The organism is Bacillus sp. HMA207 (assembly GCF_003402455.1).
Classification (GTDB): Bacteria; Bacillota; Bacilli; order Bacillales; family Bacillaceae_G; genus Bacillus_A; species Bacillus_A cereus.
Genome location: NZ_BEZT01000001.1, coordinates 408,911 through 423,326 on the forward strand (window position 1 = coordinate 408,911; position 14,416 = coordinate 423,326).

The window sequence follows — 14,416 nt, forward strand, 5'->3', positions numbered from 1 at the left end:
GAATTGAATCGGTGGGGTGAACTTTAGTGGAAGAAAAAAAGCAACAAAATGTAACGATAAAAGGGACAAAAGATGGGATAACGCTTCATTTAGATGATTGTTGTTCATTCTCAGAATTATTGATGGAATTAGACGAAAAACTTTCTACACATTACTACGATGGTGATGGGCGCTCTTTAATTGAAGTGCATGTGAAAGTAGGAAATCGTTATTTAACAGAAGTCCAACAAGAAGAGATTCGTACGTTAATTCGTAATAAAAAGAATCTTGTTGTGGATTCAATTGAAAGTGATGTTATCACTAAAGCAGAAGCAATAGCTTGGAAAGAAGAAACAGAAATTGTCCCGATTTCCAAAATTGTTCGCTCTGGACAAGTTTTACATGTAAAAGGAAATTTGTTGTTAATTGGAGATGTTAATCCAGGCGGAACGGTTATCGCTGGGGGGAATATTTTTGTCGTAGGATCATTAAGAGGAATTGCACATGCTGGGTATTATGGGGATTCGGATGCTGTAATCGCTGCATCTGTTATGAACCCGATGCAACTTCGAATTAGTGATGTGGCAATGCGGGCTCCGGAAGAGAAAGAAGACGGAGCGGAGGCGGCAGAATGTGCGTATATTAATGAGAACAATCACATTGTTGTCGATCGCCTGCAACTTCTCACTCATCTTAGACCTAATTTAACAAAGTTAGAAAGGGGAATTGTATAGCTGTGGGAGAGGCAATAGTAATTACATCTGGAAAAGGCGGAGTAGGTAAAACTACTACATCTGCGAACATTGGTACGGCCCTAGCGTTATCTGGAAAGAAAGTGTGCTTAATTGACACAGATATCGGTCTTCGAAATTTAGACGTAGTAATGGGGCTGGAAAATCGTATTGTATTTGATCTTGTTGATGTCGTTGAAGGGCGTTGCCGTTTACCTCAGGCTCTTATTAAAGACAAACGTTTTGATGATCTTTATTTATTACCTGCAGCACAAACGAGTGATAAATCAGCGGTAACACCTGAACAAATGGATGAATTAATACAAGTATTACGTCAAGATTATGATTACATATTAATTGATTGTCCTGCGGGGATTGAGCAGGGATTTAAAAATGCGGTAGCTGGTGCGGATAAAGCAATCGTTGTTACGACTCCAGAAGTATCCTCAATGCGCGATGCGGATCGTATTATTGGGCTTTTAGAAAAAGAGGATATTGAACCACCCAAACTTGTTATTAACCGTGTACGTAGTCATATGCTTCATGAACAGGATATGTTAGATGTTGATGAAATTGTACGTACATTGTCAATCGAGCTTCTTGGTGTTGTCGAAGATGACGATGAAGTTATTCGAGCTACAAATACAGGTGAACCTGTGGCGTTGCAACCAAGCGGAAAAGCAGCGTTGGCTTATCGTAATATTGCAAGACGCTTGTTAGGTGAGAATGTACCATTACAAGCATTTGAACAAGAAAAGGTATCGGTATTTGCAAAGGTGAAAAACTTCTTTGGAATCCGTTAAGAGCACTTCGCACATATGCGAGGTGCTTTCTTTTTTCTTCATACGAATATCTTTCTTTCTTAGCTCATACATATGTACAAACTGTATACAACTGTTTCTAAATGAAATTAGCTTAACGAAAGAAAGGAGACAGTATGAAGAATAGACGCGTAGAAGAAATTAAAAAGCGGATTGCAAAAAGGAAGGCCGAGCAAGAAAGGATGGAGGAAGAGCAGTATTTTAACGGAGGGAATTTTGATAGTGAAGCAGTATTTATTGAAGATGGAGAAAAGGAAATGCATCCCTTATTTCGAAAGGAAGTCTTTTTCTTCAAAGTTTTATTATCAGCAATATTAGTTCTTTCGGTTGCTATTTTATATAAGAATGCTCCTTCTTCATTCAATGGAGCTAAAGCTGTTACAGAAAAAGTGATGAAAGAGGAATTTCAGTTTGCTACTGTAGCGAAATGGTACGAAAAGCAATTTGGAAAACCGCTTGTATTCTATTCGCCGAACGAGAAAAAAGAAGGAAGTATTCAGCAAAAAGATTATGCAATTCCTGCTTCTGGAAAGGTAATGCAAGGGTTTCAAAAAAATGGCCAAGGTGTATTTGTCCAAACAGCTACAAATGCAAAAGTGGAGTCAGTAAATGAAGGGTTAGTTGTTTTTGCAGGCAAGAAAGAGGAACTTGGAAATACAGTTCAAATTCAACATGCAGATGGTACGGAGTCATGGTATGCAAACTTAAATGATATGTCAGTGAAATTATATGATTACGTTTCAAAGAAACAAAAAATTGGAACGGTGAGTAATGATACAAATGATAAAAATGGAAAGTTTTATTTCGCGATAAAAAAGAATGAGAAATTTATTGATCCGATCCAGGTGATATCATTTGATTAAATATAGGGACGTTTTAACGAAAATTTCCGTGCATCCATTATTTTGGGTTATTATTGTCATTGGTATTTTTACTGCGCGTTTTAAAGAGTTATTACTGTTATTTTGTATTGTTCTTATTCATGAACTTGGGCATGCTATTGCAGCAGCACACTATAATTGGCGTATAAAAAGAATTCAGCTTTTGCCGTTTGGTGGCGTGGCCGAGCTTGAGGAACATGGTAATAAGTCATTGAAAGAGGAACTTGTTGTCGTAATTGCAGGGCCGATTCAACATGTTTGGATGATGCTGGTAGGTTATATGTTGTTTGAAGCCGGTTGGTTGAATGCAGATTTATATTATTTCTTTATGTGGAATAATATAATTATTTTAGCGTTTAATTTACTCCCTATTTGGCCGTTAGATGGCGGGAAAGTATTGTTTAATATACTATCATATCGTTTTCCTTATTTACAAGCACATGAAAAGATGATGAAATTGTCATGTGTTTTTTTTGGTGTAATATTAGGATGGCAGTTGCTCTGGAATAGTAACAATATTATGATGTGGGTACTACTCATATTTTTGGCAGTGTCGTTATATCAAGAGTGGAAACAAAGACGGTATGCATTTATGCGTTTTTTATTAGAACGTTATTATGGAAATAAAAGAGGGATTGAAAAGATTGCACCTATTGAAGTGCAATCAGAAGATCATTTATATAAGATATTCACAAAATTTCGTAGAGGATATAAGCATTCTATTATCGTCCGTGGAAAATATAAAGAGCATTACACATTGGATGAAAATGAATTGCTCTATGCATATTTTACTGAAAAACGAACAACCTCATCAGTTGAAGAATTAATCGGTTAGTGTTGACGATAGCACTAACCTTTTATTATTGTAAAAGCAAAGAAGATTATAAAGTGAGGAAATAATTTTGAAAACGTTATATGTGAATTACGCTGGTTCGGAAAAGCGCGTTGCAATTGAAGAGAAGAAAAAGATTGTTGAGTTTTTATGGAAACGTAATGAAGAGCAAGAGATTGTTGGGCATATTTATGTTGGACGTATCGTAAGAACAATTGCTGGAATGAACGCAGCTTTTGTAAATATAGGTTTAGAAAAACATGCGTATCTTTCATACGATGATGTACCACCTTCTTATCGTATACATGAAGGGCAAGCGATACTCGTACAGGTTGTGAAAGAGGCAATTGATACGAAAGGGCCTAAATTGACAGCGAATATAGAATTTACCGGGAAATATGTCGTTTATATGCCGTTTGATGAGATGCGAGCTGTTTCTCGGAAAATAAAAAATAATAAAAGAAGACAACAGTTACTTGAAATTGAAGTAGAAGGAACGGGAGGTTACATTTTCCGCTCTGCTTCTGAAAAAGGGGGAATTGAAGAAATACAAGCTGAAATGCAAGGGTTACAACAGTTGTATGAAGAGTTAAAAAGAAAAGAGGATCAAGGAAAGGCGCCGTTATTACTTCATCGACCGGCGACCTTTTTAGATCGTGTATTTCAAGAGAACCCAATTGAAACAATTGAAAAAGTAGTTGTAGATACAAGAAGTATAGTAAAAGAGTTAGAAGACAAAGTTGGAAAAGAAAAAGTATCTTTTTATAATGAAAAGTCTTCGATGTTTAACCATTTTGGAATAGAGCGTGAAATTGAGAAAGCACTCCAAAAAATTGTGTGGCTTCCAAATGGTGCTTATTTAATTGTAGAGCAAATGGAGACGATGACTGTAATTGATGTGAATACGGGCAAGTTTACTGGAAAACAAAATTTACAAGATACAGTACTTCGCACAAATGAGATGGCAGCTGAAGAAATTGCACGCCAATTAAGACTTCGTGATATTGGTGGTATGATATTAATTGATTTTATTAATATGAAAAAAAGAGAAGATAAAGAAAAGGTAAGAGAATGTCTCATAGCTGCTATGAAAGATGATCGTACTTATACAAGAATACTTGGATTTACTGAGTTAGGAATTTTGGAGATGACACGAAAACGTAAAAAACATTCTTTACGTGACGTATTACTAGAAGAGTGTGTATCTTGCAAAGCGACGGGTTATGTGATGTCGCATGAAACAATTGCGTATGAGTTAGAGAGAGAACTAATCACATATGGCAATATAGAAGATGAAGCGGTATTAATCGCTGCGCCTAAAGAACTGCAAAAACAATTTTTGCAAAAAGAATTACAAAAAAATATTCCATTTGAAATTTATTTCAAAGATGATATTATCGAAAAGTACGCTATTATCCGTTTTGGAAGTAAAAAAGAAATTGTAGAACGGAAAAAATAGTTAGTAGAAGATTCATTGACAATACTCAATGAATTATGGTAACATCTTTATGTTATAGTTTATAGCACCTAAATGGCTATATGCTACAACCGCACAAGACAGGTTCCCTAAAGGCATTTATGTCTACCTCGTTTTTGGCGAGTCTTAGTAATTAAGAGGAGGTGCAAGTATGTACGCAATTATCGAAACAGGTGGAAAACAAATTAAAGTTGAAGCTGGTCAAGCAATCTACATTGAAAAATTAGATGTTGAAGCTGGTGAAACTGTTACTTTTGACAAAGTTCTTTTCGTTGGTGGCGAAAACGTTAAAGTTGGTAGCCCAGTTGTAGAAGGTGCAACAGTTACTGCGAAAGTTGAAAAACAAGGTCGCGCTAAGAAAATTATCGTTTTCAAATACAAAGCGAAAAAGAACAATCGTAAGAAACAAGGTCATCGTCAACCTTACACTAAGCTAGTTGTTGAAGCTATCAACGCTTAATTCTGGTTAACATGATTAAAATTACGATAAGTCGCACGAAATTAGGAAGTATCCAATCATTTAAAATGACTGGACATGCCGATTATGCGCCACATGGACAAGACCTTGTCTGTGCTGGAACTACAGCGGTTGTGTTTGGTTCTATAAATGCAGTGGAAGAACTTTGTAATGTGCAAGCAACTATTGAACTCGGAAGTGATGGCGGATTCTTAACGTATGAATTGCCTAATGATTTAGACGTTCATGCAGCAGAAAAAGCACAAACCCTTTTAGAAGGATTAGTTGTTTCGCTTAAGACGATCGAACTTGATTACGGAAAGTATATCCGTTTAATAGAAAAAGTGCAGGAGGTGTAACGTATGTTAAGATTAGATCTTCAGTTTTTCGCATCTAAGAAAGGTGTAGGTAGTACAAAGAACGGTCGTGACTCTCAGTCAAAACGTCTTGGTGCTAAACGCGCAGATGGTCAAACGGTTTCAGGTGGTTCAATTCTTTACCGTCAACGCGGTACAAAAATTTATCCAGGTGTTAACGTTGGTCGTGGTGGCGATGACACTTTATACGCGAAAGTTGACGGCGTAGTACGCTTTGAGCGTCTTGGCCGTGACCGCAAACAAGTGAGCGTATATCCTGTTGCTCAAGAAGCATAAGAACTCACGGAAAACTCTAACCTGAGTGCAGGTTAGAGTTTTTCTATATTAAGGGGTATCTAAATGAATGAAAAATGGACAATTATAGATGCATTGCGCCATTCAAGACATGATTGGCTCAATCGTATGCAGATGGTGAAAGGAAACCTTTCACTTGGAAAAGTGGAAGAAATTCATAGTCTCATCGATCGTTTTGTCCAAGAAGCGAGACAAGAATCCAATCTGATGGGGCTATCAATGCCTTTATTTTCAGAGTGGATTTTAACATATAATTGGAAACAGCAGCCGTGCTTATTGGAGTACGAAGTATTAGGGAAATTACATAACTTATCTCACTTGGATGAGACTGTATGTACATGGACGAATCAATTTTTCTCAATGCTTCAGCATAGTTTAGACGTATATGTTGAAAATTATGTTTGTATCACAATTGAATGTGACGCGGAGAATGCTCGTTTCTTTTTTGATTTTCGTGGTAAGCTAACGAGTGTAGAAGAACTACAGAATTGGCTTGCGACCCAAAACAATAAATGGTATTCCATTTCTTATACAGTGCGAGACGAAGAAGTCTCAGTTATATTACAACCAATTGAAAAAAGTGTGGTGAAATAATGTTTGTAGATCAGGTCAAGATATATGTAAAAGGCGGCGACGGTGGTAACGGTATGGTTGCGTATCGTCGTGAGAAGTATGTTCCTAAAGGTGGCCCAGCAGGTGGCGACGGCGGTAAAGGTGCAGATGTTGTTTTCGTAGTTGAGGAAGGCTTACGTACATTAATGGACTTCCGCTACCAACGTCATTTCAAAGCTGATCGCGGTCAGCACGGAATGAGTAAAGGTCAGCACGGACGTAAATCTGAAGATTTACTTGTAAAGGTTCCGCCAGGAACAGTAGTAAAAGATGAAAAAACTGGTCAAATTCTTGCCGATTTAGTAACGCATGGACAAACTGCTGTAATTGCAAAAGGTGGCCGTGGTGGCCGTGGTAACTCACGTTTCGCAACAGCTACGAACCCAGCGCCAGAAATCGCTGAGAACGGGGAACCAGGTCAAGAGCGTGATGTCATTCTAGAACTTAAAGTACTAGCAGACGTTGGACTTGTTGGATTCCCAAGTGTAGGTAAATCTACATTATTATCTGTTGTATCATCAGCGCGTCCGAAAATTGCAGAGTATCACTTCACAACAATCGTTCCGAATCTTGGTGTTGTTGAAACTGGTGATAACCGCAGCTTCGTTATGGCTGACCTTCCAGGACTAATTGAAGGCGCACATGCTGGCGTTGGACTTGGACACCAATTCTTACGTCATATTGAGCGTACACGTGTAATCGTGCATGTTATTGATATGTCTGGTTTAGAAGGCCGTGATCCATATGAAGATTACGTAACGATTAATAATGAATTGAAAGAATACAATCTTCGCTTAACTGAGCGTCCACAAGTTGTTGTTGCAAACAAAATGGATATGCCAGATGCAGAAGAAAACTTACAAGCATTTAAAGAGAAAGTGGGAGACGAAGTAAAAATCTTCCCAATCTCAGCTGTAACAAGACAAGGTGTTCGTGACTTACTGTTTGAAGTAGCAAACTTAATAGAAACAACACCAGAATTCCCAATACATGAAGTTGCGGATGAGTCTGATACAAGTGTAATGTACAAATTTGATACTGAAGGTGTTAAATTTGAAATTACACGTGAAAGTGATGGCACGTTTGTTATCTCTGGTTACGATATCGAGAAAACATTCAAGATGACAGACTTCTCACGTGATGAATCTATACGTCGTTTCGCTCGTCAAATGCGCGGAATGGGTATTGATGAAGCGCTTCGTGCACGTGGTGCAAAAGACGGAGATATTGTAAAAATTCTTGAATATGAATTTGAATTTATCGATTAAGACTGCCGAAATACGGCAGTCTTTTTTTATATCGTAAAAATCGGATTTATATAGGAAAAAATCCCCACTAATTAAATTTTCAATTTATAATGGAAAAAGGAGTAAATGTAGAAGAATTCTTTTATGGGGAGAAAAAGAACATGTATAAAATATTAATTGTAGAAGACGATGAGAAAATTGCGGGAATATTAGAGGAGCATTTAGAAAGGTATGGCTATCAATCATTTAGAGCAAGTGATTTACGTCATATAAAAGATGAGTTTGTAAAAATAAATCCTCATCTTGTGTTACTTGATATTAATTTACCGTACTTTGACGGTTTTTATTGGTGTCGTCAAATTCGTACTGTATCGAATGCGCCGATTATTTTTGTTTCTGCAAGAACAGGGGAAATGGATCAAGTAATGGCGATTGAAAATGGCGGCGATGATTATATTACGAAGCCATTCCATTTAGATATCGTAATGGCAAAGGTGAAGAGTGCGCTTCGCCGTGGCTATGGAGAGTATGCCTCTGCTGCTGAGAGTGATTGTTTAGGTGTAAATGGACTGTTGTTATTCCCGTCCCAGCATATCGTTGAGTGGCAGGGACAACAAACTGAACTGACAAAAAATGAGTTTTACTTATTAGAGTGTTTAATGAAACAGGTGAATCAATATGTAACGCGTGAAGAACTGTTAGAAGCTCTATGGGATGAAGTAGCATTTGTGGATGATAATACATTAACCGTAAATGTAAAACGTGTAAGGAAGAAACTAGAAGAGCTAGGCATTAAAAATGCAATTGTAACGAAACGTGGATATGGTTATGCGCTTCTTACAGAGTGGGGCGAAGGGCATGAAGGTTAAAAATTACCTCATGGACCGCTTTTCTTTAATACTTTCTTATATTGTTAGCCTTTGTTTATTTGGGCTTGTTTTGCAGTTGCAAAGTCTTTTAGAAAAGAAATCCATTGATTGGAGTACGTGGTTATATGGACTTTTATTAGGAACAGTTGTGTTTACTGTATACCTCATTTACGATTACCGAAAACGGAGTGTGTTTTTAAAGAGGATCGAAAAGTATGTTACTGGTGGAAATACATTACATGACTCTTTACTTATTGATGAATCTTATACATCAGAGCAAGAAATGGTCGTTGAATCTTTTACGTTATTAAGACAGCAATATATGAATGAAGTTCATAAACAGCATGCGAAAGAGCAACAGCAAATGATATTTATGAACCAATGGATTCACCAAATGAAAACACCAGTATCTGTTATTGAATTATTGCTGCAAAAGTTTGGCAAAGAGCATCGTGAGGCAAGAGCAACAGTTGAAAGTATTCGTGAAGAAAATAACCGTATACTAAATGGTTTAGATTTAGCGTTACATATGGCAAGACTAGAGCAGTTTGCGAAAGATTATAAGGTAGAAGTAGTAAATGTTATAGATGTCGTGCGAGGTATTATTAATGAAAATCGAAAATCCTTCATTCAATCGTCTGTATTTCCGAAAGTGATGTTTGAAGAAGATACTTGTATGGTTGCCTCTGATAGAAAATGGCTAAGTATTGCTATAGGTCAAATTGTTGTAAACGCAATTAAGTATACAAAAATTTCAGCGGCAGAGAAAAAAGAAATTCAATTTCAAATTGAAGAGAAAGACCAAAAGGTGTTATTACATATTAAGGACAATGGAATCGGTATTCCAGAGCAAGATGTAAAGCGCATATTTGATCCATTCTTTACGGGGGTAAATGGCCGTAAAACGAGAGAAGCGACTGGAATGGGTTTATATATTACGAAGGAAATTTGCGATAATTTACATCATGGAATGTATGTCCAATCGGCTGGAGGAGAAGGGACAACATTCACGTTCCAATTTGCAAAAGATGAAGAATATCATACATTGATGAGAAAAATGACAAAACTGTAAGATAACAAAACGTTTTGTAAGGGAAATCACTCGTTTCTTTTTCTTATTTTTCTTATAGTAAATGTAAGAAGAAAACACGTAGGGGGATTAGAAATGAGTGTTCTTGAAGTAAAAGGATTAACGAAGGTGTACCAATCAAAAGGTTCAGTAGCGACGACTGCTTTAAACGATATAAATTTTAAAATAGAAGAAGGCGAATTTGTAGGGATTATGGGTCCTTCAGGAAGCGGGAAAACGACGCTTTTAAATTTATTAGCAACAATTGATAAGCAAACTTCAGGTCATGTGCTTGTAAATGGTGAAGAAATTAATCAAATGCGTGCTGCAAAATTAGCGGAGTTTCGCCGTACACATTTAGGGTTCATCTTTCAAGATTTTAATTTACTTGATACGTTATCCATTAAAGAAAATATTATTTTACCACTTGTAATGGCGAAGAAATCTGTAAATGAAATCGATGCGAAAGTACTGGAAATTGCGAAGTTTTTAAACATCGAAGAAATTTTAAATAAAAAAGTATACGAAGTATCTGGGGGACAACAACAACGTGCAGCAGCAGCGAGAGCAATCATTCATGAACCGACGTTAATTTTAGCAGATGAGCCAACTGGAAACTTAGACTCGAAGTCAGCGAAATCGCTAATGGGCGCTCTGCAAGATTTACACGAGCAAAAGAAAGTAACGATTGCAATGGTTACGCACGATCCAGTAGCGGCTAGTTATTGTGAACGTATCCTTTTCATACGCGATGGGGAAATTTTCTCGGAAATACATAAAGGAAGAACGAAACAAGCCTTTTTCCAAGAAATTCTGGACGTACTTGCGATGCTAGGAGGAGAATATCATGAACTTTCGCCAGCTCGCGCTTAATAACGTAAAAGGAAATTGGCGTAACTATAAAGCGTTTCTTATTAGCAGTTGTTTATCGATTGTCGTATTTTTCATGTATGCTTCTTTTATTTATCATCCAGATGTTGTAAGCGGTAATATTAGTATGAGAAAGATGATCACAAAAGGATTAGAATCGATGAATTATATTGTGGTCATCTTCTCGGCACTCTTTATTTTATATGCAAATTCAACGTTTTTACGAGCAAGAAAAAAAGAGTTTGGTCTACTAACATTAATAGGCGGAACGAAATCGCAGCTCGGCCGAATGATTATATTAGAGCAACTGATGTTAGGTAGTATTGCAATTGTAATTGGTGTTGGGATTGGAATGCTTTGTTCAAAATTATTTTTCCAAGCGTTAAGCGTATTATTGAAAATAGATAAGACACTTCCACTTGTTTGGAATAGTAAAGCAGTTCTTATTACAGCTGGCGTATACTTTATCCTATTTTTAATCCTATCATTGTTTAGTGTTTGGACAGTAGGACGCTTGCAAATTATTGATTTATTAAGAGAAGCTAGAAAGCAAAAAGTAGAGCCGTTTGCATTTACATGGTTATGTGTAGTTGGTATAGGATGTATTATTGCTGCATATGTACTTAGCTTCCAAGTAACGTTTCTGAATTTCCTCATCCTCTTTTTACCGGTGGTAGGACTGACAATTGGCGGAACGTATTTATTATTTACACAAGGTAGTACAGTTGTATTAAAAGCATTACAAAAAAGAAAGCAATCTTTCTATACGTATCCAAATATGTTTGTTCTTAGCAATCTTATTTATAAAATGAAAGATAATGCTCGTTTTCTATTTGTAATTTCTATTATTACGGCGGTAGTATCTTCAGCAGTAGGTACACTGTACGTATATTTTGAAAATATGAGTGCGAAAACGGTAGAACTTACACCACATGCTATTTCATATGAGGAAAAGGGGTTAAATACGCATAATCTTATTAATGAAGAAAAGGTACAGGAGCTTGTGAAGAGACACGGGTTTGAAGATGCGCGAAAAGTAACCTACGTTAAACTACCGGCAACACAGAAAATAACGTTGTTTAATAGTGAACATGAAGTACCGATGACGATTATTTCAGAAAAAGAATATAATGCAGAAGTGCGCAAACAAAAGGGAGAGCAACCTACAGAAGTTCATAATGCACCAGGTAGTGCAACGATGGTTATGGTTGATATGTCAAATGAACTGATGAAGATAGATCGTACGAAACCGTATGAATTTACAATTAACGGGCAAAAGCAGTCTGTTCAATTAAATAATCCAACGCAGTATTCTGTTTTTAATGATAGTGAATATCTTATTGTAAATGATCAAGATTTTGAGAAATATGAAAAACTCGTACCAGATGAAGAAAAGACGAAATATTACGGTTATTATATCGAGGATTGGAAAAATACAGAAAATCTTGTATTAGATTTGAAAAATGAAATTGCACCAGAAAAGCAAGGAGAATTGAGAAATTCAGTGTTTGCGTATAAGGATATAAGAGAAGGTGGAGCAATTACAATGTTCATCGGTTTCTTCGTAGCGGTACTGTTCTTCTTCTTCGCTTGTAGTATGACATACTTTAAATGGTTTAACGATAAAGAACAAGATCGTATTCAATTTAAATCGTTAAAGAGAATCGGTATGACAGATAAAGAAATTCGCAAAATTGCGATTCGACAAATGGGAGTTATCTTCTTTATCCCAATTTTAATCGGTTCCATTCATAGTGGAGTTGCTCTTCATACGTTAGGGAAAATGCTTTATATTGATTTATGGAAATCAGGTGCGCTTGTAATTGGAGCATACATTTTAGCTTCTGCCATTTACTTTATGATCGCGCAAAGAGGATATTTAAAACACGTAAAAAGCTAGGGGAACCTCTAGCTTTTTACCTATGTAGTAAGTTACAGGAGGACGATAGATGAACATTTGGCAACTAGCGCTGCAAAATATAAAAGGAAATTGGCGTAATTATAAAGTGTTTTTCTTAAGTAGTTGTTTTGCAATATTTGCTTCTTACGCATATATGTCTGTCATTGTGCATCCGTATATGCAAGAGACGATGTGGTATCAAAACGTACGTTGGGGACTTATCATATGTAATGTTATAATCATTTCTTTTTTCGTCATATTTATTTTGTACTCTACTTCTATTTTCATAGAAGCACGTAAGAAAGAATTAGGGTTATATATGTTAATGGGAGCAACGAAATCTAACGTAATAGGAATGATTATGACCGAACAAATTTTAATCGGGGTCTTCGCGAATATTTTCGGTATTGTGCTCGGTATGATATTTTTAAAACTCTTTTTTATGGTATTTAGTATGTTACTGGGGCTTCCGAAAGAACTCCCTGTGATATTTGACGTAAGGGCGATTGGTGTAACATTTATTACATATATGGTCGTTTTTATTTTGTTATCTTTTATAAGTGCTTTACGTATATGGAATATAAAAATCATTCGGTTATTGAAAGAATTTCGAACAGATAAAAAAGAGAAGAAAACATCAAAGTGGCTTTGTTTATTCGGTTTTGCTTGTTTAGTGGGCGGGTATGCGTTGGCGCTACAAGTGACGATGACTACGATAGCAATATACTTTTTCCCTGTGTCTATACTTGTCTTTTTTGGAACGTACTTTTCTTTTACACATGGAGCTACCCAAGTGTTAGAAATGATAAAGCGAAATAAAAAGATTATGTATACATATCCGTATTTATTTATAGTGAATCAATTGTCACATCGAATGAAGGAAAATGGTCGCTTTTTCTTTCTGATGTCTATGGCAACGACGTTTGTAGTTACAGCAACAGGTACAGTGTTCTTATATTTTTCTAGCATGCAAGATATGTGGCGAACTGGAGGGGTACACTCGTTTTCGTACATAGAAAAAGGTATTTCTACTCATGAAGTCTTTGAAGAAGGTGCGGTTGAAAAATTACTGCATCAATATGAGTATGATGATTTTCAAGATATGAGTTTTGTTGGAGTTTATGCATCCTTTCAGTCTAATAAGGGAGAAACAACAATAGTACCGCTTATAAAAGAAAGTGAATATAACCAAGAAGCAAGGAAACAAAGACAGAAAACGTATCGTCCTAAAAAAGGTACAGTGACACTCGTTTATTATAATAAATACAATAATTCGAATGTATATAATCAAAAAGAGATTCAATTGCAAGTAATGAATCAACCATATCAATTCGTATTTAACGGTCAGAAAGAAGGGGTTCAATTTAACCATCACCCTTCGTACATTAATGGTCTGTTCTTCGTTATGAATGATGAAGATTTTGACAGTATAGCAAATCAGGTTCCTGATTCTGAAAAAATGATATATAGAGGCTACACATTATCAAATATCGAAAAGACGAAGAAATTAAATGAAGATTTACGGAGACATATAAAACAAGATAATAATAATGCATTTCGAAGCAATATGGAGTTGTATGTAAATATGAAAGAAGGCGGCGATATTACTCTATTTGTAGGCTCATTTATTAGTATATTATTCTTTCTCACTTCATGTAGTATCGTGTATTTTAAATGGTTCCATAATATTGCATCGGACCGAAAGCAGTATGGTGCACTCTCTAAACTTGGAATGACGAAGGAAGAAGTATGGAAAATTTCTCGTTGGCAATTATGTATGCTATTTTTTGCGCCAATTATAGTAGGGAGTATGCATAGTGCAGTTGCATTATATACGTTTCATAATACGCTTTTTATGGATGGATCATTAAGAAAAGTAGGTTTGTTCATTCTGTTTTATATCGCAGCATGTATCATTTATTTCTTCTTCGCTCAAAGAGAGTATAAGAAACATTTAGACTAGCGAATGCTAGTCTTTTTTAAATATTCGAAATTTACAT

The 14,416-nt window shown here is 36.1% G+C and carries 15 protein-coding genes and 1 other annotated feature; all 15 genes read left to right on the forward strand.

The window, feature by feature from the left end:
* Nucleotides 1–26: 26 nt before the first annotated feature.
* Nucleotides 27–713 (forward strand): septum site-determining protein MinC, encoded by a 687-nt coding sequence (minC, locus tag HMAS_RS02245; protein WP_000391521.1) that lies wholly within the window; start codon nt 27–29, stop codon nt 711–713.
* A 2-nt stretch (nt 714–715) separates the two neighbouring features.
* Nucleotides 716–1,513 (forward strand): septum site-determining protein MinD, encoded by a 798-nt coding sequence (gene minD, locus HMAS_RS02250; RefSeq protein WP_000503309.1) that lies wholly within the window; start codon nt 716–718, stop codon nt 1,511–1,513.
* Between the two features lie 134 nt (nt 1,514–1,647).
* The gene (gene spoIVFA / locus HMAS_RS02255; RefSeq protein ID WP_000797471.1) at nt 1,648–2,394 is read left to right on the forward strand and encodes a stage IV sporulation protein SpoIVFA; all 747 of its coding nucleotides are present in this window, start codon (nt 1,648–1,650) and stop codon (nt 2,392–2,394) included.
* Nucleotides 2,387–3,247, forward strand: coding sequence for a stage IV sporulation intramembrane metalloprotease SpoIVFB (gene spoIVFB / locus HMAS_RS02260; RefSeq protein ID WP_000599064.1), 861 nt, complete (start codon nt 2,387–2,389; stop codon nt 3,245–3,247). Before spoIVFA ends, spoIVFB begins: the two co-directional genes overlap by 8 nt.
* Nucleotides 3,248–3,314: 67 nt before the next feature.
* Entirely contained in the window at nt 3,315–4,703 is a 1,389-nt protein-coding gene (locus tag HMAS_RS02265) for an Rne/Rng family ribonuclease (RefSeq protein WP_000855481.1), read from the forward strand.
* Nucleotides 4,704–4,780: 77 nt separating this feature from the next.
* Nucleotides 4,781–4,858 (forward strand) — a sequence feature (ribosomal protein L21 leader region).
* A gap of 14 nt (nt 4,859–4,872) precedes the next feature.
* A complete protein-coding gene (rplU, locus tag HMAS_RS02270; protein WP_000270907.1) occupies nt 4,873–5,181 on the forward strand; it encodes a 50S ribosomal protein L21 in 309 nt (102 codons plus the stop codon).
* Nucleotides 5,182–5,192: 11 nt separating this feature from the next.
* The gene (locus tag HMAS_RS02275; RefSeq protein WP_001973720.1) at nt 5,193–5,537 is read left to right on the forward strand and encodes a ribosomal-processing cysteine protease Prp; all 345 of its coding nucleotides are present in this window, start codon (nt 5,193–5,195) and stop codon (nt 5,535–5,537) included.
* Between the two features lie 3 nt (nt 5,538–5,540).
* Complete coding sequence (gene rpmA, locus HMAS_RS02280) at nt 5,541–5,831, forward strand: 50S ribosomal protein L27 (protein WP_000944957.1); 291 nt, start codon at nt 5,541–5,543, stop codon at nt 5,829–5,831.
* A gap of 63 nt (nt 5,832–5,894) precedes the next feature.
* A complete protein-coding gene (locus HMAS_RS02285; RefSeq protein ID WP_001003587.1) occupies nt 5,895–6,443 on the forward strand; it encodes a sporulation initiation phosphotransferase B in 549 nt (182 codons plus the stop codon).
* Entirely contained in the window at nt 6,443–7,729 is a 1,287-nt protein-coding gene (gene obgE, locus HMAS_RS02290; RefSeq protein WP_000497127.1) for a GTPase ObgE, read from the forward strand. Before HMAS_RS02285 ends, obgE begins: the two co-directional genes overlap by 1 nt.
* A gap of 140 nt (nt 7,730–7,869) precedes the next feature.
* Nucleotides 7,870–8,577, forward strand: a complete 708-nt coding sequence (locus HMAS_RS02295) for a response regulator transcription factor (protein ID WP_002082113.1) — start codon at nt 7,870–7,872, stop codon at nt 8,575–8,577.
* The gene (locus HMAS_RS02300; protein WP_025710189.1) at nt 8,567–9,649 is read left to right on the forward strand and encodes a HAMP domain-containing histidine kinase; all 1,083 of its coding nucleotides are present in this window, start codon (nt 8,567–8,569) and stop codon (nt 9,647–9,649) included. Before HMAS_RS02295 ends, HMAS_RS02300 begins: the two co-directional genes overlap by 11 nt.
* A gap of 93 nt (nt 9,650–9,742) precedes the next feature.
* Nucleotides 9,743–10,519, forward strand: coding sequence for an ABC transporter ATP-binding protein (locus tag HMAS_RS02305; RefSeq protein ID WP_000114529.1), 777 nt, complete (start codon nt 9,743–9,745; stop codon nt 10,517–10,519).
* Nucleotides 10,494–12,416, forward strand: coding sequence for an ABC transporter permease (locus HMAS_RS02310; RefSeq protein ID WP_001011415.1), 1,923 nt, complete (start codon nt 10,494–10,496; stop codon nt 12,414–12,416). Before HMAS_RS02305 ends, HMAS_RS02310 begins: the two co-directional genes overlap by 26 nt.
* A gap of 49 nt (nt 12,417–12,465) precedes the next feature.
* Nucleotides 12,466–14,379, forward strand: coding sequence for an ABC transporter permease (locus HMAS_RS02315; protein WP_025710188.1), 1,914 nt, complete (start codon nt 12,466–12,468; stop codon nt 14,377–14,379).
* The last annotated feature ends 37 nt before the right edge of the window (nt 14,380–14,416 follow it).

What these genes read in the sequence shown, in the direction of transcription:
- rpmA (WP_000944957.1), top strand. Translation starts at nt 5,541, where the DNA reads ATGTTAAGATTAGATCTTCAGTTTTTCGCATCTAAGAAAGGTGTAGGT.
- spoIVFA (WP_000797471.1), top strand. Translation starts at nt 1,648, where the DNA reads ATGAAGAATAGACGCGTAGAAGAAATTAAAAAGCGGATTGCAAAAAGG.
- rplU (WP_000270907.1), top strand. Translation starts at nt 4,873, where the DNA reads ATGTACGCAATTATCGAAACAGGTGGAAAACAAATTAAAGTTGAAGCT.
- HMAS_RS02300 (WP_025710189.1), top strand. Translation starts at nt 8,567, where the DNA reads ATGAAGGTTAAAAATTACCTCATGGACCGCTTTTCTTTAATACTTTCT.
- obgE (WP_000497127.1), top strand. Translation starts at nt 6,443, where the DNA reads ATGTTTGTAGATCAGGTCAAGATATATGTAAAAGGCGGCGACGGTGGT.
- HMAS_RS02315 (WP_025710188.1), top strand. Translation starts at nt 12,466, where the DNA reads ATGAACATTTGGCAACTAGCGCTGCAAAATATAAAAGGAAATTGGCGT.
- HMAS_RS02275 (WP_001973720.1), top strand. Translation starts at nt 5,193, where the DNA reads ATGATTAAAATTACGATAAGTCGCACGAAATTAGGAAGTATCCAATCA.
- HMAS_RS02305 (WP_000114529.1), top strand. Translation starts at nt 9,743, where the DNA reads ATGAGTGTTCTTGAAGTAAAAGGATTAACGAAGGTGTACCAATCAAAA.
- HMAS_RS02295 (WP_002082113.1), top strand. Translation starts at nt 7,870, where the DNA reads ATGTATAAAATATTAATTGTAGAAGACGATGAGAAAATTGCGGGAATA.
- HMAS_RS02285 (WP_001003587.1), top strand. Translation starts at nt 5,895, where the DNA reads ATGAATGAAAAATGGACAATTATAGATGCATTGCGCCATTCAAGACAT.
- HMAS_RS02310 (WP_001011415.1), top strand. Translation starts at nt 10,494, where the DNA reads ATGAACTTTCGCCAGCTCGCGCTTAATAACGTAAAAGGAAATTGGCGT.